Raw genomic sequence first — 24,419 nt, forward strand, 5'->3', positions numbered from 1 at the left:
AAACGACGAGGCCCCCATGACCCTCATGGCTGACCCTGCTGCGGGCGGAGCCGCGCTGACTGACAGCGCCCCCCTCAGCCAGTTTGAACGCGACTATGCCGCCAAACGCCGCGCCGCGCGCCGGTCGTGGTTGGTGGGCACAGTGATCTTTGCCCTGGCCTTTGCCGCCGCCTCCTGGATGGGCGATTTCTTTAAGGTTACGCAAGTAACCCTGCCGGATGGATCGCGCGACTGGCGCTGGATCATCCCGGCGGGCATTCCGCGCCTGGGTGATTACCTGTCACAGACATTTCCCACGCTGCGCTGGGACAGCTTTGGTGCCGATTTTGGCGAATGGTTCTGGCGCTGGCAGATCTGGCTGAAACTGCTGCTGGAAACCATCCTGATTGCCTTTATGGCCACTGTTTTTGGCGTCATTGGAGGTTTTTTGCTGTCCTTCCCAGCAGCGCGCAATCTGGCCCCCAACGGCTGGGTTTTGTGGATCAGCCGCCGTTATCTGGAGATTGCACGCACCGTGCCGGATCTGGTCTGGGCGCTGATCTTTGTCTTTTGCTTTTCGGTTGGTCCTCTGGCCGGTGTTCTGGCCATCGCGCTCCATTCCTGCGGCGCTTTGGGCAAGCTTTACTCCGAAGTGAATGAAAACATCGACATGCGCCCCTTGGAAGGGGTGAAAGCGGCAGGCGGTAGCTGGTTTGACCAGATCCGATACGGGGCCGTGCCGCAGGTGCTGCCCAACATCATCAGCTATACTCTGCTGCGGTTTGAAATCAACGTCCGCTCGTCTTCAATCATCGGCTACGTCGGCGCTGGTGGTCTGGGGCAGGAGTTTCGCACCGCAATGAGCTTTCAGGAATATACCGACCTGTCGGCCCTGTTCCTCATCATCCTTGTGACCGTGATCCTGATCGACTTTGGGTCAGAGAAAATCCGCCACAAAATCATCGGCCTGGAGGACAAATCATGAGCGCGTCCACAAAGATTTCGGACCAAGACATCGCAGACGCCCGCGCCCGTGTGCCCGGTGCGTTTTCGGAACCCCTGAACCAGCGCTTGCTCCGCTATATCGGCTGGGGGGTCTTTGCGGCGCTGATGGGATATTGCTTCTGGGCATTCAACTTCAGCCCCTGGCGGATCTGGATGGGTCTGGGCCGGTTGGGCGATGTCTTGTCCTTCATGTTCCCGCCTTACATCTGGACCACATGGGAAGAGTTTTCCGAGATCCTCAAAGGTCTGGGAGAGACGCTCTCCATCGCCTTTATGGGCACAATCCTGGGCGCAACCATCGCGTTTCCGTTGTCCTTTCTGGGCGCGCGCAACATCAACCGGTTGAATTTTTTCCGCCTAGGGGTGCGCCGCGGTTATGACGTGATCCGCGCCTTTGAAACCCTGATCCTGGCGCTGATCTTCATCCGTGCCTTTGGACTGGGCCCCTTGGCCGGGATCCTGGCGATTGCCGTGTCCGAAATCGGAACCTTTGCCAAACTGTTTTCCGAGGCGATCGAAAACACCTCTCGCAAACCGGTCGAAGGGGTCAAGGCTTCGGGCGGCTCGCGCCTGCAGGAAATCCGCTTTGGCATCGCACCCCAGGTGAACCCGGTCATGCTGTCAATCCTGCTCTACCAGTTTGAATCCAATGTGCGGTCCGGCACCATCCTGGGAATCGTCGGCGCAGGTGGTATCGGGTTTTTGCTGTCAGACCGGATCGCCGCCTATAAATGGGCCGAAGCTTGGTCAATCATCTTTTTGATCATCGCCATGGTCTATATCATCGACTCTCTCTCAGGTTTAATCCGGTCCAAGATCATCGGAACCTGGGACGGAGCAAAATGACCAACATCAAGGATGCCAAGCGCATCATGATCATCGGCGGGCCGGGCTCAGGCAAGAGCACCTTGGCCCGCCGTCTGGGCGCGGCGCTGGATCTGCCGGTCTTTCACATGGACCGCGAGGTTCACTGGCTGCCGGGCTGGCAGGAACGCGACAAGGCCGAAAAAATGCCCATCGTTGAGCGCATCATTGCCCAGCCCAAATGGGTGTTCGAAGGTGGGCACTCTACCAGCTATGCCAAACGGCTGGCGCGGGCGGATCTGTTGATCTGGGTGGATGCCCCGTTGGTGGTGCGCCTCTTGCGGGTTTTACGCAGGACGGTGAAGGACCGCGGGCAAACCCGCCCTGACATGCAGGACGGTTGCCCGGAACAGCTTGCCAATCTGCCGGGCTTTTTGTGGTTCATCATCCGTATCCATCGCCCCAGCCAAGGCAAGAAACGCGCGCTGTTTGAACAGGCGCAGATCCCAAAATGCCATCTGACCAGTTTCAAACAGATCAACCGCTTTATCGCGGAGATCTCTCCGTAAATCCCAGCCAAAGGACAGAAAGACATGAGCGGCGCCGGATCCAAAAACCACCTGAGCGAGACCCCCACCATCCATCCCGAGGCCAGTGTCACAGACTGCAAACTGGGCATCTGGACTGAGGTCGGGAAGGGCACGCAGATGAAGTCCTCTGAGATGGGGGATTACTCCTATATCACCCAACACTGCCATGTGGTCTGGACCACCATTGGCAAGTTCTGTTCGATTGCCAATGCCACCCGTATCAACCCCGGCAACCACCCCACATGGCGCGCGGTCCAGCATCACTCTGTCTATCGTGCCGAGGCTTATGGGCTGGGTGAAGACGATCATGACTTCTTTGACTGGCGGCGGGAAAACTGGGTGACCATCGGCCATGATGTCTGGATCGGCCATGGGGTCACCGTGACCGCTGGCGTCACCATCGGCGCAGGCGCTGTGATCGGGGCCGGGGCCGTTGTGACCCGCGACGTCGCGCCCTACACCGTGGTGGGCGGCGTGCCCGCGCGCGAGATCAAACGCCGTTTCACGGATGCGCAGGCGGATGCCTTGCAAGAGATCGCCGTCTGGGACTGGAGCCGGGAGAAATACAAGGCCGCGCTGCCAGACATCCGCGCCCTTGAAATTGATGCCTTTATCGAAAAGTACCGCTGATCAGCAGGCCACCCCAAGGGACTGCAAATAGCCAAAGCCCTTGGGGATGTCGCGGTTGTTGCGCAGCTCCAACACCAGATGTGGATTGTTGGGGCATTCCCCCAGGGCGCGGAACACCTCGGTCCAGTGGATTTCCCCTTCGCCGGGTGCCCAGTGGCGGTCGGCGTGGCCATCCAGATCCTGCAGGTGGACATGGGACAGCTGTGCACCTGCGTCGCGGACAAAATAATCCACGGGCGGTGCACCAGACATGCGGCGTGCCAGATGCGCGTGGCCCGTGTCAATCGACAGGGCAATCGCAGGGGAGGCAAAGCTGTCCACCATCATCCGGCGGGTGGCGGGATCCACATCCATGATGTTTTCAATCACCAGCGTCACGCCTTCGACCTCGGCCTGTTTGACCACCGGGGCCAGCACCTGATGAATGCGCCCCAGCTTGTCCTCGGCATAATCAGGAGAGGCCAGCACATTGTTCTGATACCACAGTGTATAAGGCGAATGCAGAACCATCTGGCGCGCGCCAATTGCCGCCGCCGCTTCGACGGCTAGCAAAAAGCGTTTGGTGATTAGCGGGCGCAATTCCGCGTCCTTGTTGTCGATGTCCAGCCCCTCAAAAGGGCCGTGGATGCCCACGCGTCCCTGATGCCCCCGCAACGCGGTTTTGACCGCCTCGATCCGATCATGGCGCTCTTCGGTCAGGGCGGTGTGGGACATGAAGTCCTGAATTTCAATGTCACGGTCAGCGTCAAACAGCCAGTCCCGGTGATGGGTGATCTGGCAGGATTTCAGGCAGGCGCCGATTTTCAGCGGGGTCATGAGGGATGGTCCTTTGTCGAAAATATCTATGGTTTAGCCACGTGGTGTTCCCCGATAGGCGCAGCGCCCAGACACCCAGGTGCCGGTGATGGCGGGGGCATGGCCCGCGGGCCAGTCAACCAGCACCAAATCGGCGCGTTTGCCGGGCGCAATCTCTCCACGATCTGTCAGCCCCATGGCGCGTGCAGGTCCGGATGAGACCAGTGACCACAGACGCGCACGATCGGCGCGCCGCTCGTGATCCAGCCGCGCAACCGCGGCCAGCATCGCCGGGTAAAAATAATCAGACGCCAGCGCATCACACAGGCCGGCCTCGACCATGTCGCCTGCACCAAGGGAGCCGATATGGCTGCCGCCGCGGGTTGCATTGGGCGCGCCAAAGATGATCAGATCGCCCGCATTGCGCGCCGCTTCAGCAGCGTCCAGAACCATGGGAAATTCAGACACGTTAGAGCCCAGTTCACGAAAGAACGCGCGGGTCTCGGCTCGGGTGTCATCATGGCTCAGCATCGGAGCCGCGGCTTTGCGGCCCATCTCGGCCACCTGACCGATCACCTTGGGCACCTCGCTGCGGAGCTCCCAGACCTTGCCCAGCAAGGCGCGATAGTCATCATCCGAAATGCCTGCGCGTTGCGCCTTTTTGGCGGTGCGCGCTTTCATACGGTCATCATCCAGCGCGGCGATGGTGAAATCCGGACCCAGTTCAAATGCGCGATCCTGGATCGCCACATCATAGGCCCGCATGGTCATCGAGGTATGATCGTTAAACGCCACAGAGGGTTTCAGATCCGTGCCCAGCGCCCATTCCATGGTCTCAAGCGCTTCAAAGGCAAAGGTCTCCCACCTGAGCTGTACGCGGTTTTCCACCGTCAGCCGTGGGGTCAGCGCCAGCATCGCCTCCATCAGCTCACGCCCACGGGCAACATCGCGCAATCCCGGCTCCCAGCTGAGGGTGATGGCATGGTATGCGGTGGCAATCCCATTGGTGGCCAACTGCCGGTCGGTGTCCAGAACGGCCGTCTCCAGCGGGAAGTAAACGCCGGGCCGTGGCATCAGCTGCCGTTCAAAGGCATCGCCGTGGACGTCAATCAACGCAGGCGCCAGCATCTGACCACGGGCATCAATCACATCGCCTTGGGGCTTGCCGCCTACTTCGACAATCTGGCCATCGGCGACGGTCACAGAGGTTTCGACAATCTCGTCCCCCAGAACAACACGCGCGCCTTCAAAAGTCATTATCATCGTCAAAGACGCTCCATCTGTAGGTGCCAGTGATAGGATCCGGGCTTTTCATGCTCACGGTCTTCCAGCCACTGCACCTCAAACCCGGAAAAAAGCGCCAGAAGTTCCGCAGCTGTACAGTAGTAATGTGGATGTTTTTTGTCAGTGGAGTCCGTTTCAAACACCCAGGTGTTGCGGCTGATCTCATGACCCTTGGCCTTGGCCTGTTCATGGGGCAGGCGGCGTTTGGACAGCATGGTGCCCAGATAGGTGCCGCCGGGTTTCAACACACGCCGGATTTCGGCAATGGTGCGCAGCAGAATGTCCTCATCCCCGTGATAGATCACATTCCAGCTGACGATATGGTCAAAGCTTGCATCGTCAAAGGGCAGGGCGTCCATGCGCCCCAGATGGCTTTCCACGCCGCCTGCCTTGTCAATCTCGGCCAGCCCTTCGGGGGCGGCATCCAGCGCGTCCACCTGAAACCCCTGATGTGCCAGCCAAATGGCATGGCGGCCCACGCCTGCGCCCAGATCCAAAATATGCGCGCCGTCCTCCAGCGTGGCGGCCCAGACCATCACATCCTCTTCGGGTGTCAGCCATTTGGCCTCGACCTCATCCTTGGACCATTGTTCGTTCCAATGCTGATCGGCGGTGTCCGTTTTCATCTCTGCTCTCCGATAATGGTTTTACGCGCCCAAGTGCTGAGCGCCTCAATGGCGATGACAACAACAGCAATCATCAAAATCACGGTCATCGCGGTGGGATAGTCAAAGAGGTCAAAGCCGACCTTCAGCTCGATTCCGATGCCACCCGCGCCGACAAGGCCCAGAATGGTCGACGAGCGCACCGCCTTCTCCAGCGCATAAAGCGCGGTTGACACAAAGGCCGGGGCCGAGGCGGGTAGGGTGGCGCAGGCGGTAATGTCCAGACGCCGCGCGCCGGTGGCGGTCAGCGCCTCAGATGGACCTTTGTCTACGGCCTCCATGTCGTCGGCAAAAAACCGGCCACAAAAGCCGATGGTGTCGATCATAATCGCCAATGTACCGGCAAAAGGGCCAAGCCCCACCGCCACCACAAAGACCAGCGCCCAGGCGATATCCGGCACCGCGCGAATAAAGCCGAGGATATTGCGCACAATCCCGTTGATCCAGGCCCCGGCAATCAATCCCCGCGCGGCCAGCAGGGCAACGGGCAACGACAGGATCACCCCCATCACCGCCCCCGCAAAGGCGATCTGGAGGGTTTCAACCATCTTCCAACCCAGCCGTTCCAGCACTTTGGGTTCCAGATTGGGCGGAAAGGCGCGGGACATAAAATCGGCAAACCGTGGCGGCGAGGTCATCACTTTCTCCAGCGAGAACCCAGCCCCCTGAAAGGCCCAGACCAGAATGATCAAACCCAGCGCATAGCCCAGAAAAGTCAGGACAGAGGGGCGTTCAAACCGCGACGGTGCGGCGACAGGTGTATCAGTCATAAAGCCCTCTGAGATCTGTAGAAGTGAGCGACGCGGCGGTGGCATCCAGCGCCAGCCGGCCTTCGGCCAGACCAATCACCCGGTCGCCGTAATCCAGCGCGTGATCGATGTGATGCGAGGTAAAGACCACGGTCACGCCCTGTTCGCGCACCAGTTTGAAAAACAGCGCCATGACCTCTTCACCTGCAGCCGGATCCAGCGAGGCGCAGGGCTCGTCCGCAATCAACACTTGGGGATTGGCCACCAGCGCACGGGCGATGGCCACCCGCTGAGATTGGCCGCCAGACAGGCGATCTGCACGGCGATCCGCCAGATGGGCCAGTCCCACTTGGGTCAACGCCTGCATCGCGGCGGCACGGGCGGTTGGCGGGGCAAAGCTTTGTGACCAAAACCGCGGGCCGCTGTGTGCGCCCAACAGCCCATGGATCACATTGGACAGAACCGAAAGACGCGGCACCAGATTGTGTTTTTGCGCCACCAGCCCGGTGCGTGCCCGCAGGTGTCGCAGATCCCGCGCCCGCGCGCCGGTAATGCGGTGGCCCAGAACCTCGACCGTGCCACCGCTGGCGGGGATCAGCCCCAGCAGGCAGCGCAACAAGGTCGACTTGCCCGTGCCATTTGCGCCGACCAAGGCCACCGCCTCGCCGCGCAGCAGGCGGAAATTCACGTCCGAAAAAATCGCTGTGTCGCCAAAGGTCTTGCTCAGCCCTTCGACGCTGATGTCATGCAGGGGCACGGTTGCATTTGGCGTGCCCTGCACATGTGTCAAAACCGGAGCGCGCTGCGCTCCGGTCTGATCCGGCAACCCCTGGGCTGCCGGCTTATCATCCACCAGATCAGTCACCGATGAAGTCATCGAACTGCGGGTAACCCGCGGTGGTGTACATGGAGCGCACATAGTTATAGGCGCTGTCGTCGATGGAAACGAGGTCCATGCCAGTGTATTTGTCGTTTTCTTCATGGGCGAGGATACCGGCGATGATGGTCTCTTTGTTTTCCAGGATGGAGGTCTTAACAGCAGTTGCCGCCTCGGCTGGAACATGAGCACCCACCATGATCATGTCGTTTGGCAGGTCGCCAGAACGCGCAATGATCTTGAAGAACCCATAAGGCAGGTCGGTCTCTTTGTTGCGCACGCGCAGCCAGCTGCCTGCGTTGGAGCCCAGCGCGTCAATGTCGCCGTTCTTCAGTGCTTCATGAGCGATGTTGCGGCTGGTGTGGATCTTTTCCAGATCATTCACCGGATCCACACCGTGGTCCGCCAGCGCCTGCATCGGGCACAGCATGTTCGAGGTGGAGCCGATGTCGCCAAAGGCCACTTTTTTACCTTTCAGATCCGCAGGCACGTTGATGCCGCTGTCCGCGCGCACAACGATGGCACAGTGGTAATCCGGACGACCCAGGCCAACCAGCGGCGTGGCGTCGGTCAGTTTGTTGATGACAACATATTCCGCAGGGCCTGTGACCACAAAATCAACGGTCTTGGCGCGCAGCGCTTCGGCGGCTGCGGTGCGGGAGTTCACGGCAAAGAATTCAAACGTCTCACCGGTGGTCTTTTCCAGTGCTTCTTTGAACGGACCCCATTCCAGCTGCAGGCGCTCCAGACCTTCAACGTCGGTGACAGCCAGTTTCCAGGTTTCTGCAGCTGCACCAAATGCAGATACGGCGGCCAGGCCCAAGCCCAGTACAAAAGACTTCAGTTTCATGGGGTCCTCCAGGATTTCCCTTGGTGTGAAATTCATGCGAATGAATCCACGCCTTCATGACGGTTGCGTGACCTGCGACCGAAGCTTTTGTGAATTGGCGCGGATCTGGGAACGCGCAGCGACTTTGAGTTGCGCAAAACGGTCTTGACCTAAACCAGGGTTGAGCTTTTATCCCTCTGGTCCAAGGCGGGTTTTACCGCATTTTTTGCAACCTCTCCTCGGGGTCACGCCACCGGGGACCCCTTTGGACAAACACCACATGCATATTCTGACCGTATTCGATCACCCAAACCCTCAATCCTTTTGCGCAGCGGTGGCTGAGGTTTTTGAACGCGGCGCTTTGGATGCGGGTCATCAGGTGGAGCGGGCGGATCTCAACGCCGAAGGGTTTGATCCCCGCTGGACAATGGCAGATGCCGAGGCCGATGGCACCACGCCGCCACCCGCGGATGTGCAGCGTGAGCAGGCGCGGATTGCGCGGGCCGATGCGATTTGTCTGGTGTTTCCCCTGTTCTGGTGGGGCATGCCAGCCATGACAAAAGGCTGGATCGACCGGGTCTGGAGCTGGGGATGGGCCTATGACCAATTGGATGATCCCAACCGCTCCCTGCAACCCACTCGTCCGGGGCTTTTGTTGGTGCCCGCAGGTGCAGGTGCCAACCGGATCACGGCAAACGGCTATGAGGAGGCGCTGAACCGCGCCTGGCTCACCGGGACCTTTGGCTATTTTGGATTTTCCCCCCGCAGGCTTGAACTGCTCGCTGGATCAGAAGGCTCCCCCGAAAGGCGGGACGCCTTGTTGGCGCGCTGTTACCAGCATGGGCTTTCGATGGCTCAGATGGAGCCCTGTTAGAGGCCCGTTAGAGGCCTGTGCGGCAACCCGCCCCTGAGGGGCGAGCCACCTTGGATGGCGGGCGGCGGTTTATGCGCCCGGTGCCAGATGCGGCTGGGATTTGTGGCGTAGACCGTCGATGGAAAACTGATCCTCGGCGCGCAGCAGGAACAAGGCGACCAATGCCCCCAATGTCGGCAGCGCCGCCAGCATCAGCTGGTTGGGATAGGTGGTGTAATCCAACATATTTGGGAGCGACGCCAGGGTGCCCACCCCATGCATCAGCAAAACCGCCGCATAGGTATAGGTGCGCAGAATCCCAATCGCAAAGGCCAGAACAATCAACATCTGCAGGCCGCCCACAACCGGCGCCAGCGCTTGGGTCACAAAATCCAGCCCGTAGAACTTGTGAAACACCGCTTCAAAGCTTTGGGGTACGCGGAATTTCAGACTGGTCCAGGCCGCAAGGAAGGTCGCAGCGCTCAGCCGTATGATCAACAGCGACAGGGGGAGGGTCAGGGTTTGCATAAGACACCTTTGTCAATTTGTGAATTTGGCGGGTCATGGGGAGACGACACCGCACGGGAAACATTTGGCGCAGAGATAGGCCGAAACACCCTCCCCGTCAGGGCAGAGCGACACGCCACACGGCAACGTGAAGGCTTTGCGTTGAAAGGAACTAGAACCAGATCGACGCAGGGCCTGCCCGTTGCTGGACCTGCGCACGCAGCCTTAACCTGACCTTAGGGCGGCGCGCGGTCATCCGATTGAAAATATTGACTTTTGCAGGTTTTTGCAGTAAGATGCTATGGCAGCCGCTTCCGTTATGCCAAACGGGGCGGGACGGGTCATCTCGGCGCGGCGACGTGCCCGAATTGGACCCTGACCCTTCTCATGAAACACTCCCCTGAAACCTTGATCGGCAAAACCGCCGATCTCCTGCGCTCGCTGCATGACTCCATACTTTTGCTGCGAAACGAGGCGGAAACCCTACGCGCACAGCTCCGGGCCGAGGACGCCGTGAACCCCGAAACCGCCGGGGTCAAACCCCAGATCAACAAGCTCGAAACCCTGATCCGTGATTGCCAAAAGGTGGAGAAAACCCTTGTCGACCGAAGCACCCTCATCTCAGACGCCCACAACAGCGCCCCCGCCTATGACTTTGAAGCCGTGCGCGCCGAGATCCACAGCCGACTGGCTCGTCTGCGCGCCACGTTACCGGGCAGCGCGATTTCTGAATGAACTCACAGGCGCAACCTATGCCGCGCTGCCTTATGAGTTTTCATTCTGGGCGATGGATCACCAGTTGCCGCCACCGGGCGATTGGCGGGCCTGGGTCATTCTGGGTGGGCGCGGGGCTGGAAAAACCCGCGCCGGCGCCGAATGGGTGCGCGCTCAGGTCGAAGGGCCCACCGCGCTGGCCCCCGGCCGCGCCACCCGTGTGGCCCTGGTGGGAGAGACCTATGATCAGGTGCGCGATGTGATGATCCGGGGCGACAGCGGTATCCTTGCCTGTTCGCCCCCCGACCGCCGCCCGGTCTGGAAGGCGTCCGAACGGCGTTTGGTCTGGCCCAATGGGGCCGAGGCCCAGGCCTTTTCCGCCCATGATCCCGAAGCCCTGCGCGGACCCCAGTTCGACGCCGCCTGGGCGGATGAGCTGGCCAAGTGGAAAAAGGGCGAAGACACCTGGGACATGCTGCAATTTGCCCTACGTCTGGGCAGCCAGCCTCAGGTCTGTGTCACCACAACCCCCCGCAATGTTGAGATCCTGCGCCAGCTGTTGCAAAGCCCCTCAACCGTGACCACCCGCGCGCCCACATCCGCCAATGCGGCCAACCTCGCGCCTTCTTTTCTGGCTGAGGTCCAGGCCCGCTACGGCGGCACACGGCTTGGTCAGCAAGAGCTTGAAGGCGCGGTGCTGGGCGAAGCCGAAGGGGCTCTGTGGCGCTCAGCGCAGCTGATTGCCGCGCAGGTGAAACAGGCCCCCGGCCTCAGCCGTATTGTGGTGGCGGTGGATCCGGCGGTGTCCCATCATGAACGCTCGGATGCTTGCGGTATTCTGGTGGTGGGAGCGGTGACCGAAGGGCCGCCATCGGATTGGCGTGCCTTTGTGCTGGCGGATGAAACGGTCTGCGGTGCCAGCCCGCTGGAATGGGCCACAGCCACGGTTGCCGCCTACCACACCCATGGCGCCGACCGGGTGATTGCCGAGGTCAACCAGGGCGGCGCTTTGGTGGAAACCGTACTGCGCCAGGTCGACGCGCTGGTGCCCTTCAAACCCCGCCATGCGCGGCATGGCAAATCAGCCCGCGCTGAACCTGTGGCCGCGCTTTATGAACAGGGGCGCGTGCGACATCTGCCGGGGTTGCAAGCGTTGGAGGATCAGATGTGTCAGATGACGCCGCAGGGCTATCAGGGGCAGGGCTCGCCCGACCGTCTGGATGCGCTGGTCTGGGCCCTGACTGAACTGATGGTGGAGCCTGCCCAAAACATGGCCCGCCCCCGCGCGCGCAGCCTGTAACCGGCATCGTGCAACACTTGAAACGGCCTGCCTTTGCGGGCCGTTTCGTCGTTTTATCAAGCGGTTGTACGATGTTTCGCAGCGGATGTTGCCGCCCCGGCGTACGCCCCGGCATCAGCTTGTTAGGACGCATGGCGCAATCTGTTTCCCACGATCAGAGCCACCCCGCATACCACCCCGGATACCAAGGAGCCCGCCCATGCTGTTTGACCGCCTGCGCCGCCCAAACACTGTTGCGCCAGATCCTGCGCCCGAGACCAAGGCCAGCGCCGCCGCGCGTCTGGTGAATATGGCCGCAGGCACCCAAGCCGCCTGGAGCCCGCGGGACACCGGCTCATTGACGCGGTCCGGCTTTGTCGCCAATCCGGTGGGCTTTCGCGCCGTCAAACTGATTGCCGAGGCCGCCGCCGCGCTGCCGGTGACGCTGCAGGATGTGGCGCGCCGCTATGACACCCATCCGATGCTGGCGCTGATCAACCGCCCCAATGCAGCCCAGGGCCGTGCGGCCTTTCTTGAGGCGCTTTATGGCCATCTGCTGCTGTCGGGCAACGCTTTTATCGAGGCGGCAGGGGGTGAAGGTCTGCCCGCGGAACTGCATGTTCTGCGTTCGGACCGGATGCGGGTGGTGCCGGGCGCGGATGGCTGGCCACAGGCCTATGAATACGCGGTTGGCGGTCGCAAGCACCGGTTTGCGCATTCCGCCATCAGCCCGATCTGCCACATCCGCAGCTTTCACCCGCAGGATGATCACTATGGTCTGTCGCCTTTGCAAGCGGCGGCGATGTCGGTGGATGTTCATAACGCCGCCTCTCGCTGGTCCAAATCGCTTTTGGACAATGCGGCGCGCCCCTCGGGGGCCTTGGTCTGGCGGGGCACCGACGCGCTGGGAACGCTGAGCGAGGAACAATTCCGCCGCCTCTCGGATGAGATTGCCGACAGTTTCCAGGGCGCGCGCAATGCCGGTCGGCCCATGGTGCTGGAAGGGGGGCTGGACTGGAAACCCATGGGATTCTCCCCCTCAGATATGGAATTCCAGCAGACCAAGGACGCAGCCGCCCGCGAAATCGCGCTCGCCTTTGGGGTGCCGCCAATGCTGATGGGGATCAAAGGGGATGCAACTTATGCCAATTACCAAGAGGCCAATCGCGCCTTTTACCGGTTGACGGTCTTGCCCCTAGCGGCGCGGGTGATGGCAGAACTGTCAGATTGGCTGTCGGCCCATCTGGGCCAGCCCCTGACCCTTGCGCCGGATCTGGATCAAGTGCCCGCCCTGGCCGCAGAACGCGAAGCGCAGTGGCGACGCATCGCCGGGGCCGATTTCCTGACCGACGCCGAAAAACGTCACATGCTCGGCTTGCCTGCAAAAATGCAGGAGCAGGCCGATGGCTGATGGCCCGTTCCCATTTGATTGTTCACCGGGCCTGCGTCTGAGCGCCCATGAGCGGATCTATCAGATCCAGCACGAGGCGCTGAACCGTCGACTGGACCGGATCGAGATGATGATGGAACGGCTGGAAAAACGCCTGTGGCTTACGGTTTACGGCGTGGCTGCAGTCATCCTAGCGCAAGCCTTCCAGTCTTTCCTTATTGCACCTTAACAGATGGTTAACGGGAGAAGTGAATGCGGTTTGATCCGAATTTAGAAGTCAAATTTGCCGAAAACCCTGCGCCGATCACCTTGACCGAGGGGGCGCGGATCCAAGGCTATGCCTCCCGCTTTGGCGAGGTGGATCAGGGCGGCGATCAGGTGATGCCCGGCGCCTATACCGAAGCGTTGGAGCGTCTAAATGCGCAGGGCCGTCGCGTCAAAATGCTGTGGCAACATGATCCCAGCCAACCCATCGGCGTCTGGGACGAGCTGCACGAGGATCAGACTGGTCTCTTTGTCTCAGGCCGCCTCCTGACCGAGACGCGCCAGGGCGCTGAGGCCGCTGCGTTGATTGCGGCCGGTGCGATTGATGGCCTGTCGATCGGCTATCGCACCACAAAATCCGCGCGGTCTGAAACGGGCACGCGCCAGCTGTTGGCGCTGGATCTGTGGGAGGTCTCGTTGGTGACCTTTCCCATGTTGCCCTCGGCCCGGGTGGCCGCCCCAAAGACCAAGACCAACCAGTTGAACACGCTGGCCGCTGCCCTGCGTCAGGCCACCGCGCAGCTGAAACGCCAGTCAACCGAGGAGACCCCGTAAATGCGTGCCGAACCAGAGACAGACCTGCAGCAGGCGCTGGAGGGGTTTGTGAGCCAGATCAGCGACTTGCAAGCCGAAGTCAAATCCAAACTGCAACAACAAGATGAGCGTATGACCATGTTGGACCGATCCACCCGCCAAATCTCGACCGCTGCTGCCCGCCCGCAATTGGCCACAAGCTGCGACGCAGAAGCCCCGCATCAAAAGGCGTTTGACACCTATTTGCGCACCGGCGATGACGCCGATCTGCGTGGCCTGGAATTCGACACCAAAGCGTTGTCGACCGCGGTGAACACTGATGGCGGCTATTTGGTGGATCCGGTGACCTCGGACAGCGTGAACGCGGTTCTGGCCTCTTCGGCCTCGCTGCGGTCTGTCGCGGCGGTGGTTCATGTGGAGGCCACGTCCTATGACGTGCTGGTTGATCACGCCGAACTTGGCTCTGGCTGGGCGTCCGAGACCGCAACGGCCACCGAGACCGCAACCGGCACCATCGAGCGGATCGCCATTCCGCTGCACGAGCTGTCGGCGCTGCCCAAGGTCTCCCAACGTCTGCTGGACGACAGTGCCTTTGAGATCGAGACCTGGCTGGCGGGACGCATCGCCACCACCTTTGCCCGCGCCGAGGCCGCAGCCTTTGTGAACGGCGACGGGATCGACAAGCCGACCGGTTTCCTGACCCACCCGGTGGTCGACAATGAGAGCTGGACCTGGGGCAATATCGGCTATGTGGTCACCGGCACGGACGGCGCGCTGGATGGGGGGGATGCGATCATCGACCTGGTCTATGCGCTGGGGGCAGACTATCGCGCCAACGGCACCTTTGTCATGAATTCCAAAACCGCAGGCCTTGTGCGCAAGCTCAAGGATGGCGATGGCCGTTTCCTGTGGACCGATGGGCTGGCGGCCGGTGAGCCTGCGCTGTTGCTGGGCTATCCGGTGGTGATTGCCGAAGACATGCCGGATGTTGCCTCCAACAGCTATTCCATCGCCTTTGGGGATTTTGGCACCGGCTACACCATTGCCGAACGCCCAGACCTGCGCGTCCTGCGGGATCCCTTCAGCGCCAAGCCACATGTGCTGTTTTATGCCACCAAACGGGTTGGCGGCGATGTCAGTGATTTTGCGGCCATCAAGCTTTTGAAATTCGGCACCTCGTAATCCGACGACGAGGTCTCGAATGACGGGGGCGGCAGCCCGTTCCCGTCGGTCGGCGCGCACTCGCGAGATTGCGGAACCCCGCTGCACCCAAACCGTCCAGGTTCTGCAATGGGCGCGCGCCGACCTAACACCCCAACCCAAAACGCCCGCCTGCGGAGATGAACGCGATGATCGTGACAGAACGCACCCAAATACCCGACGCGGCCCTGCCGCGCGATGCTTTCAAAGCCCACCTGAGGCTGGGACGCGGGTTCGGAACCGCGACATTGCAGGATGATCTGTTGTCAGGCTTCCTGCGCGCCAGCCTGGCGGCCATTGAAACCCGCACGGGCAAGGTTCTGATCGCGCGAGACTTCGTGATGACCCTTACGCGATGGCGGGACGCCTCGGGCGAACGCTTGCCGCTGGCCCCGGTAACCGAGGTCACGGCCCTGGTGCGCGTCGCGCCAGATGGCAGCGAAGAGCTGCAGGACCAGATGCAATACCATTTGGACCAAGACGCCCAGGCTCCCCGTCTGTGCCCCACGTCGGCCGGCCTTCCACAGATCGCCAAGGGCGGCCATATGCGGGTGGAGTTTACCGCAGGGCTTGCGCCGGATTTTGACAGCCTGCCTGCGGATCTGTTTCAGGCGGTGATGATGCTGGCGGCGCATTATTATGAACACCGCGATGACACCGGCTTGCACCGGGGCTGCATGCCCTTTGGCGTGACCAGCCTGATCGAACGCCACCGGATCCACCGTCTGGCGTTGGGAGGTCGGTCATGAGACCTGTGAACCTGAACCGGCTGATGGCCCTTGTAGCGCCCGAACGTGTGGCCGATGGCGCCGGCGGCTTTGTGGAGACGGAAACCCAATTGGGGGAGCTCTGGGCTGAGGTGCGCGCATTGACGGGCCGCAACGTGGCGCAGAACGGCGCATCGCTGTCACAACAGCGCTATCGCATCACGGTGCGTGCGGCCCCCGAAGGCAGCCCCGACCGACCCCGTGCGGATCAGTATCTGGTCGAAGGCAACCGCCGGTTTCTGATCCACGCGGTGGCAGAGGGTGACGCATTGGGGCGTTACCTCACCTGTTTCGCAGTTGAGGAGGTGGCGCTGTGAGCTATGCAACCTCAGCCGCGCTGCAGGCGGCCATTTTTACGGCTTTACAAGGCGATACAGAGGTTTCTGCAGCCACAGGCGGCCATATTTACGATGCTCTGCCCAGCGGCAGCCTGCCGCCGATCTATGTGTTGATCGGAGCGGAGGAAGCGCGCGACCGCTCGGACCAGGGTGAAGCGGCGGCGCTCTATCTGATGACGCTCTCGGTGATCAGCGACAGCGCAGGGTTTAGCGCAGTTAAAACCGCCGCCGGCGCCATCTGTGATGCGCTGTTGGCCGCCCCTTTGGTGATGAGCCGTGGTGCGGTGACCGGTCGCTGGTTTGACCGCGCACTTGCACGTTCGCTCAAATCCGGCGGGCGCGAGGTCACGCTGCGGTTCCGGCTGCACGTCGATGACGTGAACACTTACGCTTAACCATTCGTTAATTAACGTAATCATTCCGCTCGCGGCCCAAATGTAAGGAGACGAGATATGGCAGCCCAAAATGGCAAGGATCTTTTGGTCAAGGTCGACATGACCGGCGATGGATCTTTTGAAACTCTCGCAGGTCTGCGGGCCACGCGGATCAGCTTTAACGCCGAAAGCGTTGATATCACAAGCCTTGAAAGCCAGGGCGGCTGGCGGGAACTGCTGGCGGGGGCCGGCGTGCGCTCGGCGTCGATTTCCGGATCCGGCGTGTTCCGCGATGCCAACACCGACGCTCGCGCGAGGCAGCTGTTCTTTGATGGAGAGGTACCCGTGTTCCAAGTGGTGATCCCAGATTTTGGCACCGTCGAAGGTTTGTTTCAGGTGACCGCGCTGGAATATGCAGGCTCCCACAATGGAGAGGCGACCTATGAACTCAGCCTTGCCAGTGCGGGCGCGCTGACCTTTGTGGCCGCGTAATGGCTGCGGTGAACCCATACCGGGGCGAGGTTGCGCTGACTCTGGATGGGCGTGAATATGTGCTGCGCCTGACTCTGGGCGCCTTGGCCGAATTGGAAGAAACCCTGGCCGAGGACAGCTTGATATCTTTGATCCAGCGGTTTGAAACCAATGGGTTTTCCGCGCGCGATCTGATGGCCTTGCTGCTCGCAGGGTTGCGGGGCGGCGGTCATGACCTCAGCGCCGAAACCCTGGCACATGCCACCATCGAAGGTGGCCCCATGGCGGCCACACGCGCGGCAGCGGAACTGCTGGCGCGCAGCTTTGTGGGCCCAAAATGAGCGCGACTGACGGGTTCGATTGGCCCGGTTTGATGCAGGCGGGAATTGCGGGCCTGGGACTGACCCCCGATCGATTCTGGGCGCTGACCCCGGCCGAGCTCCGCCTGTTGTTGGGACCGGTTGCCACGCCGCCGATGGATCGGAACCGGCTGGCGGATCTGATGCGCGCCTTCCCGGATGGCCCACCTTCGGATCCGCCCAAGACATAGGAGAGCGATATGCCACAGGAAGACATCACCGCACTGGAATTGAGCGCGGAGGCTTTGGAGAGATCCCTGGGTGGAGCCGCACAGATGGCCGCCAGTTTTGACGGAGAGCTGACCCGAGTGCGTGCCGCCCTAGCCGCCACGGGAGAGGATGCCAAAACCCTGGAACGCGGCCTGTCGCGCGGCTTGCGCCGGGCCTTTGACGGTTTGGCCTTTGATGGAAAGAACTTGTCCGAAGCCCTTGAAACGGCAGCACGTTCCGTCATTCGTACCACCTATAACGCAGCCCTTAGACCGGTGACCAATCAGGCCAGCAGCCTGTTGACCGATGGTCTGGCTGGGCTGGTTGGTAATATCCTGCCCTTTGCCGATGGGGCTCCGTTTTCGCAAGGGCGCGTGACGCCCTTTGCCCGCGGCGGCGTCGTGTCCAGCCCCACACATTTCCCGATGCGCGGCGGCCTGGGTCTGATGGGGGAAGCCGGGCCAGAGGCGATTTTGCCGCTGGCGCGGGGCGCGGATGGATCGCTGGGGGTGCGCAGCGCTGGTGGATCTGCGGGTCCGACCATTGTGATGAACATCCAGACGCCGGATGCCCAAAGCTTTCAGCGCAGTCAGGGTCAGATCGCTGCCCAAATGAGCCGCGCCTTGTCCCGTGGCAACCGCAACCGATAACCTGAGGAAAAGACATGAATTTTCACGAGGTGAGATTTCCCGCATCGCTCAGCTTTGGATCGGTTGGTGGCCCGGAACGGCGCACTGATGTGGTGACGCTGGCCAATGGGTTTGAAGAGCGTAACACCCCCTGGGCCCATTCCCGCCGCCGCTATGACGCGGGGCTTGGCCTGCGCGCGTTGGAGGATATCGAGACGTTGATCGCCTTTTTTGAGGCGCGCCAAGGCCAGGTCTATGGGTTTCGCTGGAAGGATTGGTCGGACTACAAATCCGCCACCGCCGCGGCGGAGGTCAGTTTTCGTGATCAGGTGATTGGCACCGGCGATGGGATCACCAGCGCGTTTCAACTGGTGAAACGCTATACCTCGGGCGATCACAGCTATGCGCGGCCCATCACCAAACCGGTTTTGGGCACGGTACGCGTCGGCCTGAACCAGGACGAACTGCGCGAGGGCGTGGATTACCAGCTCGATCTGGAACGTGGAATGGTCCAGTTCGTCTTTGCGCCCGAGGTCGGGACCGAGGTGGTGGCGGGGTTTGAATTTGACGTGCCGGTGCGGTTTGACACCGACCGGATCCAGACCAGCGTCGCCTCGTTCCAGGCGGGGGAAGCGCCCAATGTCCCGGTGGTGGAGGTGCGTGTTCCATGAGCTTTGCCAATGATTTACGCGACCATCTTGCCACGGGCAGCACCACAGTGTGCCGCGCCTGGGCGATCACCCGCACGGATGGGGTGCAGTTTGGGTTCACCGATCATGACTGCGATCTGACGTTTGACGGTCTGACATTTCGCGCGGACACAGGCCTCACGGCCCGGCAGCTGGAACAGGCCACCGGCCTGTCGGTCGACAATACAGAGGCGCTTGGCGCGCTCAGTTCCGCAGCGGTGCGGGATGAGGATATCGAAGCCGGGCGGTTTGACGGGGCCGAGGTCACAAGCTGGCTGGTCAACTGGGCCGCGCCCGAAATGCGCTGGCTGCAGTTTCGCGGCGCAATTGGTGAGATCGCCCGCGAGGATGGCCAGTTCCGCGCGGAATTGCGGGGGCTGACGGATCTGCTGAACCAGCCCCTGGGGCGGATCTATCAGGCGCCCTGTACGGCGGTTCTGGGCGATACGGCCTGCGGCTTTGATCTGGCCACGCCGGGCTATGCGGCCGAGGCGGAAGTTATCGCGATCACCGATGGCCAGACGGTTGAGATTGCACCGCAACCGGGGTTTGAGCCCGAGTGGTTCACGCGCGGCGTGTTGCGGATCCTGTCCGGCTCGGCTGAAGGGCTGTGGGGCGCGATCAAGCGGGATCTGTCCTATGCGAACAAGCGTGAGATCACCCTGTGGGAACCGCTGCGTGCCGTGGTCAACCCCGGTGATCAGATCCGGTTGGAGGCAGGCTGTGACAAACGCTTTGAAACCTGTCGGCTGAAGTTCAACAATCTTCTGAACTACCAGGGCTTCCCGGATATCCCCGGCGAGGACTGGATGGTCGCCGTGCCGCGTCGTGACCATGCCAATACCGGGGGGAGCCGCAGATGAGCGCGGTTGATGAGGCCCGCCGGTGGCTGGGCACGCCCTATGTGCATCAGGCGGCGACGCGCGGGGCGGGCTGTGATTGTCTGGGGTTGATCCGGGGGGTCTATGCGGCTGTTGTCGGCACCACGCCCGAGGTTCCCCCGGCCTATAGCCGGGATTGGTCCGAACCCCAGGGCACTGAGGCCCTGTGGCAGGCGGCGCTGCGGCATCTGCAGGCGAAACCCCTGGGGGCTGTGGCCCCCGGCGATGTGATCCTGTTTCGCATGCGCAGCGGGGCTGTGGCCAAACATCTGGGCTTGCAAACCTCATGTGGCGCCAATGCGCGGTTCATTCATGCCTATCAGGGCCACGGCGTGGTGGAATGCGCGCTCAGCGCGCCCTGGCAGCGGCGCATTGTGGCGCGCTTTGCCTTTCCCGCGCAACAGACAGGACAGGAGTAACAGATGGCGACGATCCTTCTTTCGGCGGCTGGCGCTGCTTTGGGCGGTGCGGCGGGTGGCACGGTTTTGGGGCTGTCGACGGCGGTGGTTGGCCGCGCGGTTGGGGCGACGCTGGGGCGGGCCATTGATGAACGGCTGCTTGGGCGCGGCGGTCAGGCGGTGGAAATGGGCCGGGTCGACCGGTTTCGTCTGAGCGAAGCGGTGGAAGGCGCGCCGATTGCGCGGCTTTATGGGCGGATGCGTCTGGGCGGGCAGGTGATCTGGGCCTCGGACTTTGTGGAGACCACCACCACAACTGGTGGCGGCAGCGGCAAGGGCGCGCCAAGGCAGCCAACCGTGACCCAATACAGCTACAGCGTGTCGCTGGCGATTGCGGTTTGCGAAGGCGAAGTTCTGGACATCCCCCGGGTCTGGGCCGATGGAGAAGAGATCGCGCCCAAGGATGTGAACCTGCGCTGGTATGCCGGCAGCCGCGACCAGCTGCCCGACCCTCTGATCGAGGCGGTCGAAGGCGCAGGGAAGGTGCCCGCCTATCGCGGCACGGCTTATGTGGTGATCGAGGATCTGCAGCTCGATCGCTTTGGCAATCGGGTGCCGCAATTCTCGTTCGAGGTGGTGCGCGCGGCCCAGCCCGATCAGCCGGAGTATGATATGGATCTGCCGCAGCTGGTTGAGGGCGTCGCATTGGTGCCGGGGACGGGCGAATATGCGCTGGCGACCTCTCCGGTGTGGCTGGAGCATTCGGCCGGGGAACGCACTGCGATCAACAGCCATTCTCACAGCGGGGAAACGGATCTGGTGACATCGGTGGCCACCCTGGGGCACGAGCTACCGCGCTGTGGGGCGGTGTCGCTGGTGGTCAGCTGGTTCGGCGGCGATCTGCGCTGTGGTCATTGCGCTGTTGAGCCAAAGGTGGAACAGGGGGAGGTCGATGGATCCATGCCCTGGACTGTCTCTGGCCTGACGCGTGAGGATGCGTCCGTAATTGCGCAAGCTGACGCGCGGCCGATCTATGGCGGCACCCCTGCGGATGCGTCGGTGATCGAGGCGATCCAGCATCTGAGAGCCCAAGGCAAAGCGGTGATGTTTTACCCGTTTATTCTGATGGATCAGCAGCTTGGCAACGAACTGCCAGACCCGTGGAGTGAGGCGGCCAGCCAGGCGCATTTGCCGTGGCGCGGGCGTATCACCTTGTCGGTGGCGCCGGGGCGCGCGGGATCGCCCGATCAAACCGCGACAGCCGATGCCGAGGTTGCGGCCTTTGTTGGCACAGCGCGCGCCGCGGATTTTCTGGTGGCTGAGGGCACTGTGACCTATAGCGGCCCTGATGAGTGGAGCTTCAGCCGGTTTATCCTGCACTATGCGGCGCTTTGTGCGGCGGCTGGCGGGGTGGATAGTTTCTGCATCGGCTCGGAACTGCGCGCCCTGACCCAGATCCGGGGCGCAGAGGGCTTCCCCTTTGTCGCGGCTTTGCAGGATCTGCTGGCTGAGGTGCGGACCCTTTTGGGGGCGGATGTCAAACTGGGATATGCCGCCGATTGGAGCGAATATTGGGGGTATACCAGCCCCGAGGAGGATCGGTATTTTCACCTTGATCCCCTGTGGGCGGATCCAGAGCTGGATTTCATCGGCATCGACAATTACATGCCGCTGTCCGATTGGCGCGAGGGGCGTGACCATCTGGATGCAGCGGCCGGTGTGCCTGCGATTTATGATCTGGATTATTTGCAGGGCAATGTGGCGGGCGGCGAGGGGTTTGATTGGTTCTACCACTCACCCGAGGCTGAGGCGGCGCAGATCCGAACCGCAATCACCGATGGTGCCTATGATGAACCTTGGGTGTTTCGGTACAAAGACATCCGCGCCTGGTGGGAAAACGCCCATCACAACCGGATTGACGGTGTGCGACAGACGGCAGCGACCGATTGGCTGCCGCAATCCAAACCCATTTGGTTCACCGAACTGGGCTGTGCGGCCATTGACAAGGGCACCAACCAGCCAAACAAGTTTCTGGACCCCAAAAGCTCGGAAAGTCAGTTGCCCAAATTCTCAAACGGTCAGCGCGACGATCTGATCCAGATCCAGTATCTGCGCGCCATGTATGGGTATTGGAGCGACGCGCAGAACAATCCGGTCTCGGCTGTTTACGGCGCGCCGATGCTGGATATGTCGCGCGCCTTTGTCTGGGCCTGGGATGCGCGGCCTTTTCCGGTCTTCCCCAATGCGTTGGAGGTCTGGAGCGACGGTGAGAATTATCCCCGTGGCCATTGGCTGAATGGTCGGATTGGGCAGCGCCCCTTGGCCGAGGTGGTGACAGAGATCTGCGCCGCCTCCGATGTTCAGGACGTGGACGCTTCGGGCCTTTATGATGTGGTGCGCGGATTTCTTTTGCGGGATGTGGAAACCGGGCGCTCTGAACTGCAGCCCTTGATGCTGCGGCATGGGTTTGACGCCATCGAACGGGATGGGGTTTTGCAGTTTCGCAAACGTCAGGGTGTGGATTCGGTGCCGGTTGCGCCGGATCATCTGGTTGTTGAGGGGCGCGACACATATGTCCGCGAAGACAGCCGCGATGGGGCGGCCGAATTGACGGGCCGGGTTCGGTTGCGGTTTGCGGAATGGGGCGGCGATCACAAGCTCTTGTCCGAAGAGGCGGTCTTGCCCGATGAGGCCACCCATGCGGTCAGCCAGAACGAGCTACCGCTTGCGCTGACGCGGGCCGAGGCGCGATTGACCGTGGAACGCTGGCTGGCCGAAGCGCGGATGGCGCGCGACACCGTGCGCCTTACACTGCCGCTGTCGCTGTTGCATCTGGGGGCGGGGGATGTGGTGGATCTGGGTGGTGACAGCCCGGATCTGTTCCGGATCGACCGCGCCACAATTGGGGCCGCCCAAGAGGTGGAGGCGGTGCGGATCGCGCCCGAGGTTTATCGGCCCGCGCGCGTCAGTGAGGATCTGCCCGGGGTCAATCGCTTTGCCGCGCCGGTTCCTGTGCTGCCCTTGTTCTTGGATCTGCCATTGCTGCGCGGTGATGAGGTGCCCCATGCGCCGCATCTGGCGGTGACGGCCACGCCCTGGCCGGGCTCGGTTGCGGTTTATGGATCGGCGCAGGATCAGGATTACCTGCTGGAAGAGGTTCTGGCCGCGCCCGCCACGGTGGGTGAAACCGAAAGCATCCTGCCCGCCGCCCGCCCCGGACGCTGGGATCTGGGACCGGCGCTGCAGCTTCGCCTTTACCGGGGTGCATTGCAAAGCCTTGAGCCTGCGGCTGTCTTGAACGGTGGGAATGTTCTGGCCATTGGCGATGGCAGTGCGGGCGGCTGGGAAGTGCTGCAATTTGCCGAAGCCGAGCTGATCGCGCCTCAGACCTATTTGCTGCGCAGCCGCCTGCGCGGACAGGCGGGCAGTGAGGTGGAGATGCTGCCCGAATGGCCGGTGGGCAGCCGGGTGGTTCTGTTGGACGGGGTGCCGGGGCAGGTGGATCTGAGCCCGGATCAACGCCGCATGACGCGTCACTACCGGATTGGCTCGGCCCGGCGGGGCTATGAGGATCCGTCTTATGTGCATCGCGTCGAGAGCTTTGAGGGCAAGGGATTGCGACCCTTGGCCCCGGTGCATCTGCGCCAAAGCGGCGATCTGGGCGGGGAGGTGACGGTCCGCTGGATCCGGCGCACGCGTGTCGGTGGCGATCCCTGGGACGGACCAGAGGTGCCCCTGGGCGAAGAGCGTGAGGCCTATCGCGTGCGGATCCTGCGCGGCGCTCAGATCCTGCGCGAAGAGGAGGTCAGCCAGCCCAGCTGGAGCTACAGCACCGCCGCGCAGGCTGCGGACGGGGTAGTGCCCGGCGACCGGGTGGAGGTGGCCCAGATCTCGGCCCTTTGGGGCGCTGGGGCTGCTGCTATTGTGGGACTGGGGTGACTTTGCGCTGTCCGATCCTGCCCGGTGATGTTAGCGCGGTGGCGCGTGCCTTGCTGTTGGTTGGTGCGGACAGTCGGCGCGGGTTGTGTCGCCAGATCTTTGCGGGAGCGGCCCTGGCGTTCCAACATGTGGAAGATCACCGAAGGCTGCATCCTGTTTGGGGCGACGGCACCCTGAACGCCGCAGCCCGCCGGTTCCCTTTGGCCCCGGAACCTGGGTTTGAAGATCGCGATTATGCGGCGGCGACACAGATGGTTCTGGCGGTATTGATGGATGGAAACTTGCGGAGTGATTGCGGCCCACGGACTGCTTCAACCTGAACCAGAGGCTCCCGCCCACAGTCAAAACAGCAAAGCTGTCCCGTCTGCGGTTGGGGTTGGCGTGGGGCGGGGGAAGCCCGCGCCCCCCCCCCCCCC

At 62.0% G+C, this 24,419-nt stretch carries 30 protein-coding genes; 23 read left to right on the forward strand and 7 right to left on the reverse strand.

Annotated elements, in window-relative coordinates:
- Positions 1-16: 16 nt before the first annotated feature.
- The 4 genes from phnE (GFB49_RS00540) to GFB49_RS00555 are packed head-to-tail and all read left to right on the forward strand — an operon-like array spanning position 17 to position 3,008.
- A complete protein-coding gene (gene phnE, locus GFB49_RS00540) occupies positions 17-964 on the forward strand; it encodes a phosphonate ABC transporter, permease protein PhnE (protein ID WP_246149561.1) in 948 nt (315 codons plus the stop codon).
- A complete protein-coding gene (gene phnE / locus GFB49_RS00545) occupies positions 961-1,830 on the forward strand; it encodes a phosphonate ABC transporter, permease protein PhnE (protein ID WP_153213858.1) in 870 nt (289 codons plus the stop codon). The genes phnE (GFB49_RS00540) and phnE (GFB49_RS00545) overlap by 4 nt, the downstream gene beginning before the upstream one ends.
- On the forward strand, positions 1,827-2,357 hold the full coding sequence (locus tag GFB49_RS00550; protein WP_153213859.1) for an AAA family ATPase: 531 nt from the start codon (positions 1,827-1,829) through the stop codon (positions 2,355-2,357). Before phnE (GFB49_RS00545) ends, GFB49_RS00550 begins: the two co-directional genes overlap by 4 nt.
- Before the next feature lie 24 nt (positions 2,358-2,381).
- The gene (locus GFB49_RS00555; protein ID WP_153213860.1) at positions 2,382-3,008 is read left to right on the forward strand and encodes a DapH/DapD/GlmU-related protein; all 627 of its coding nucleotides are present in this window, start codon (positions 2,382-2,384) and stop codon (positions 3,006-3,008) included.
- On the opposite strand, the gene GFB49_RS00560 is transcribed toward GFB49_RS00555, so the two are convergent.
- From GFB49_RS00560 to GFB49_RS00585, 6 genes are read right to left on the reverse strand one after another with little or no spacing between them, the layout of a single operon-like run.
- Positions 3,009-3,824: a sugar phosphate isomerase/epimerase family protein gene (locus GFB49_RS00560; RefSeq protein WP_153213861.1), complete on the reverse strand. Its 816-nt coding sequence runs from the start codon at positions 3,822-3,824 to the stop codon at positions 3,009-3,011.
- Between the two features lie 33 nt (positions 3,825-3,857).
- Positions 3,858-5,066 carry an alpha-D-ribose 1-methylphosphonate 5-triphosphate diphosphatase gene (locus tag GFB49_RS00565; protein ID WP_153213862.1) on the reverse strand — a complete coding sequence of 403 codons (1,209 nt, stop codon included), beginning with the start codon at positions 5,064-5,066 and terminating at the stop codon, positions 3,858-3,860.
- A gap of 2 nt (positions 5,067-5,068) precedes the next feature.
- Positions 5,069-5,713 (reverse strand): class I SAM-dependent methyltransferase, encoded by a 645-nt coding sequence (locus GFB49_RS00570; protein ID WP_153213863.1) that lies wholly within the window; start codon positions 5,711-5,713, stop codon positions 5,069-5,071.
- On the reverse strand, positions 5,710-6,522 hold the full coding sequence (phnE, locus tag GFB49_RS00575; protein ID WP_153213864.1) for a phosphonate ABC transporter, permease protein PhnE: 813 nt from the start codon (positions 6,520-6,522) through the stop codon (positions 5,710-5,712). Before phnE (GFB49_RS00575) ends, GFB49_RS00570 begins: the two co-directional genes overlap by 4 nt.
- Positions 6,515-7,366, reverse strand: coding sequence for a phosphonate ABC transporter ATP-binding protein (locus GFB49_RS00580; protein ID WP_343032424.1), 852 nt, complete (start codon positions 7,364-7,366; stop codon positions 6,515-6,517). Before GFB49_RS00580 ends, phnE (GFB49_RS00575) begins: the two co-directional genes overlap by 8 nt.
- Positions 7,359-8,228 carry a phosphate/phosphite/phosphonate ABC transporter substrate-binding protein gene (locus tag GFB49_RS00585; RefSeq protein WP_153213866.1) on the reverse strand — a complete coding sequence of 290 codons (870 nt, stop codon included), beginning with the start codon at positions 8,226-8,228 and terminating at the stop codon, positions 7,359-7,361. The genes GFB49_RS00580 and GFB49_RS00585 overlap by 8 nt, the downstream gene beginning before the upstream one ends.
- Positions 8,229-8,487: 259 nt before the next feature.
- Here GFB49_RS00585 and GFB49_RS00590 point away from each other — a divergent pair, with 259 nt between their 5' ends.
- Positions 8,488-9,081 carry an NAD(P)H-dependent oxidoreductase gene (locus GFB49_RS00590; protein WP_153213867.1) on the forward strand — a complete coding sequence of 198 codons (594 nt, stop codon included), beginning with the start codon at positions 8,488-8,490 and terminating at the stop codon, positions 9,079-9,081.
- A gap of 69 nt (positions 9,082-9,150) precedes the next feature.
- Here GFB49_RS00590 and GFB49_RS00595 read toward each other — a convergent pair whose 3' ends face one another.
- Positions 9,151-9,588: a DoxX protein gene (locus tag GFB49_RS00595; protein ID WP_153213868.1), complete on the reverse strand. Its 438-nt coding sequence runs from the start codon at positions 9,586-9,588 to the stop codon at positions 9,151-9,153.
- Positions 9,589-9,954: 366 nt separating this feature from the next.
- Here GFB49_RS00595 and GFB49_RS00600 point away from each other — a divergent pair, with 366 nt between their 5' ends.
- The 18 genes from GFB49_RS00600 (at position 9,955) to GFB49_RS00685 (ending at position 24,323) form a co-directional block, all read left to right on the forward strand.
- Positions 9,955-10,302: a recombinase gene (locus GFB49_RS00600; protein WP_153213869.1), complete on the forward strand. Its 348-nt coding sequence runs from the start codon at positions 9,955-9,957 to the stop codon at positions 10,300-10,302.
- Positions 10,217-11,581: a DNA-packaging protein gene (locus GFB49_RS00605; protein ID WP_194269234.1), complete on the forward strand. Its 1,365-nt coding sequence runs from the start codon at positions 10,217-10,219 to the stop codon at positions 11,579-11,581. Before GFB49_RS00600 ends, GFB49_RS00605 begins: the two co-directional genes overlap by 86 nt.
- Positions 11,582-11,780: 199 nt before the next feature.
- Entirely contained in the window at positions 11,781-12,971 is a 1,191-nt protein-coding gene (locus GFB49_RS00610) for a phage portal protein (RefSeq protein WP_153213870.1), read from the forward strand.
- Positions 12,964-13,179: a GTA head formation protein, RCAP_rcc01685 family gene (locus tag GFB49_RS00615; protein ID WP_153213871.1), complete on the forward strand. Its 216-nt coding sequence runs from the start codon at positions 12,964-12,966 to the stop codon at positions 13,177-13,179. Before GFB49_RS00610 ends, GFB49_RS00615 begins: the two co-directional genes overlap by 8 nt.
- A 23-nt stretch (positions 13,180-13,202) precedes the next feature.
- Complete coding sequence (locus GFB49_RS00620; protein WP_153213872.1) at positions 13,203-13,769, forward strand: HK97 family phage prohead protease; 567 nt, start codon at positions 13,203-13,205, stop codon at positions 13,767-13,769.
- Positions 13,770-14,930: a phage major capsid protein gene (locus GFB49_RS00625; RefSeq protein ID WP_153213873.1), complete on the forward strand. Its 1,161-nt coding sequence runs from the start codon at positions 13,770-13,772 to the stop codon at positions 14,928-14,930.
- Positions 14,931-15,097: 167 nt separating this feature from the next.
- Positions 15,098-15,697 (forward strand): head-tail connector protein, encoded by a 600-nt coding sequence (locus GFB49_RS00630; protein ID WP_153213874.1) that lies wholly within the window; start codon positions 15,098-15,100, stop codon positions 15,695-15,697.
- The gene (locus tag GFB49_RS00635) at positions 15,694-16,032 is read left to right on the forward strand and encodes a head-tail adaptor protein (RefSeq protein ID WP_153213875.1); all 339 of its coding nucleotides are present in this window, start codon (positions 15,694-15,696) and stop codon (positions 16,030-16,032) included. The genes GFB49_RS00630 and GFB49_RS00635 overlap by 4 nt, the downstream gene beginning before the upstream one ends.
- Entirely contained in the window at positions 16,029-16,448 is a 420-nt protein-coding gene (locus GFB49_RS00640; RefSeq protein ID WP_343032425.1) for a DUF3168 domain-containing protein, read from the forward strand. Before GFB49_RS00635 ends, GFB49_RS00640 begins: the two co-directional genes overlap by 4 nt.
- 57 nt (positions 16,449-16,505) lie before the next feature.
- Positions 16,506-16,919: a phage major tail protein, TP901-1 family gene (locus GFB49_RS00645; protein ID WP_153213876.1), complete on the forward strand. Its 414-nt coding sequence runs from the start codon at positions 16,506-16,508 to the stop codon at positions 16,917-16,919.
- Positions 16,919-17,239, forward strand: a complete 321-nt coding sequence (locus GFB49_RS00650; RefSeq protein ID WP_153213877.1) for a gene transfer agent family protein — start codon at positions 16,919-16,921, stop codon at positions 17,237-17,239. The genes GFB49_RS00645 and GFB49_RS00650 overlap by 1 nt, the downstream gene beginning before the upstream one ends.
- On the forward strand, positions 17,236-17,448 hold the full coding sequence (locus GFB49_RS00655; RefSeq protein WP_153213878.1) for a rcc01693 family protein: 213 nt from the start codon (positions 17,236-17,238) through the stop codon (positions 17,446-17,448). The genes GFB49_RS00650 and GFB49_RS00655 overlap by 4 nt, the downstream gene beginning before the upstream one ends.
- A 9-nt stretch (positions 17,449-17,457) precedes the next feature.
- On the forward strand, positions 17,458-18,117 hold the full coding sequence (locus GFB49_RS00660; RefSeq protein ID WP_153213879.1) for a phage tail tape measure protein: 660 nt from the start codon (positions 17,458-17,460) through the stop codon (positions 18,115-18,117).
- Between the two features lie 14 nt (positions 18,118-18,131).
- Complete coding sequence (locus GFB49_RS00665) at positions 18,132-18,767, forward strand: DUF2460 domain-containing protein (RefSeq protein WP_153213880.1); 636 nt, start codon at positions 18,132-18,134, stop codon at positions 18,765-18,767.
- Positions 18,764-19,648 carry a DUF2163 domain-containing protein gene (locus tag GFB49_RS00670; RefSeq protein WP_153213881.1) on the forward strand — a complete coding sequence of 295 codons (885 nt, stop codon included), beginning with the start codon at positions 18,764-18,766 and terminating at the stop codon, positions 19,646-19,648. The genes GFB49_RS00665 and GFB49_RS00670 overlap by 4 nt, the downstream gene beginning before the upstream one ends.
- A complete protein-coding gene (locus tag GFB49_RS00675) occupies positions 19,645-20,085 on the forward strand; it encodes an NlpC/P60 family protein (protein ID WP_153213882.1) in 441 nt (146 codons plus the stop codon). The genes GFB49_RS00670 and GFB49_RS00675 overlap by 4 nt, the downstream gene beginning before the upstream one ends.
- Positions 20,086-20,088: 3 nt before the next feature.
- Positions 20,089-24,003 (forward strand): baseplate multidomain protein megatron, encoded by a 3,915-nt coding sequence (locus tag GFB49_RS00680; RefSeq protein WP_153213883.1) that lies wholly within the window; start codon positions 20,089-20,091, stop codon positions 24,001-24,003.
- Positions 24,000-24,323 carry a DUF7742 family protein gene (locus GFB49_RS00685; RefSeq protein ID WP_343032426.1) on the forward strand — a complete coding sequence of 108 codons (324 nt, stop codon included), beginning with the start codon at positions 24,000-24,002 and terminating at the stop codon, positions 24,321-24,323. Before GFB49_RS00680 ends, GFB49_RS00685 begins: the two co-directional genes overlap by 4 nt.
- Positions 24,324-24,419: the final 96 nt, after the last annotated feature.

Origin of the sequence: Tritonibacter litoralis, from assembly GCF_009496005.1 — a bacterium.
Lineage (GTDB): Bacteria > Pseudomonadota > Alphaproteobacteria > Rhodobacterales > Rhodobacteraceae > Epibacterium > Epibacterium litoralis.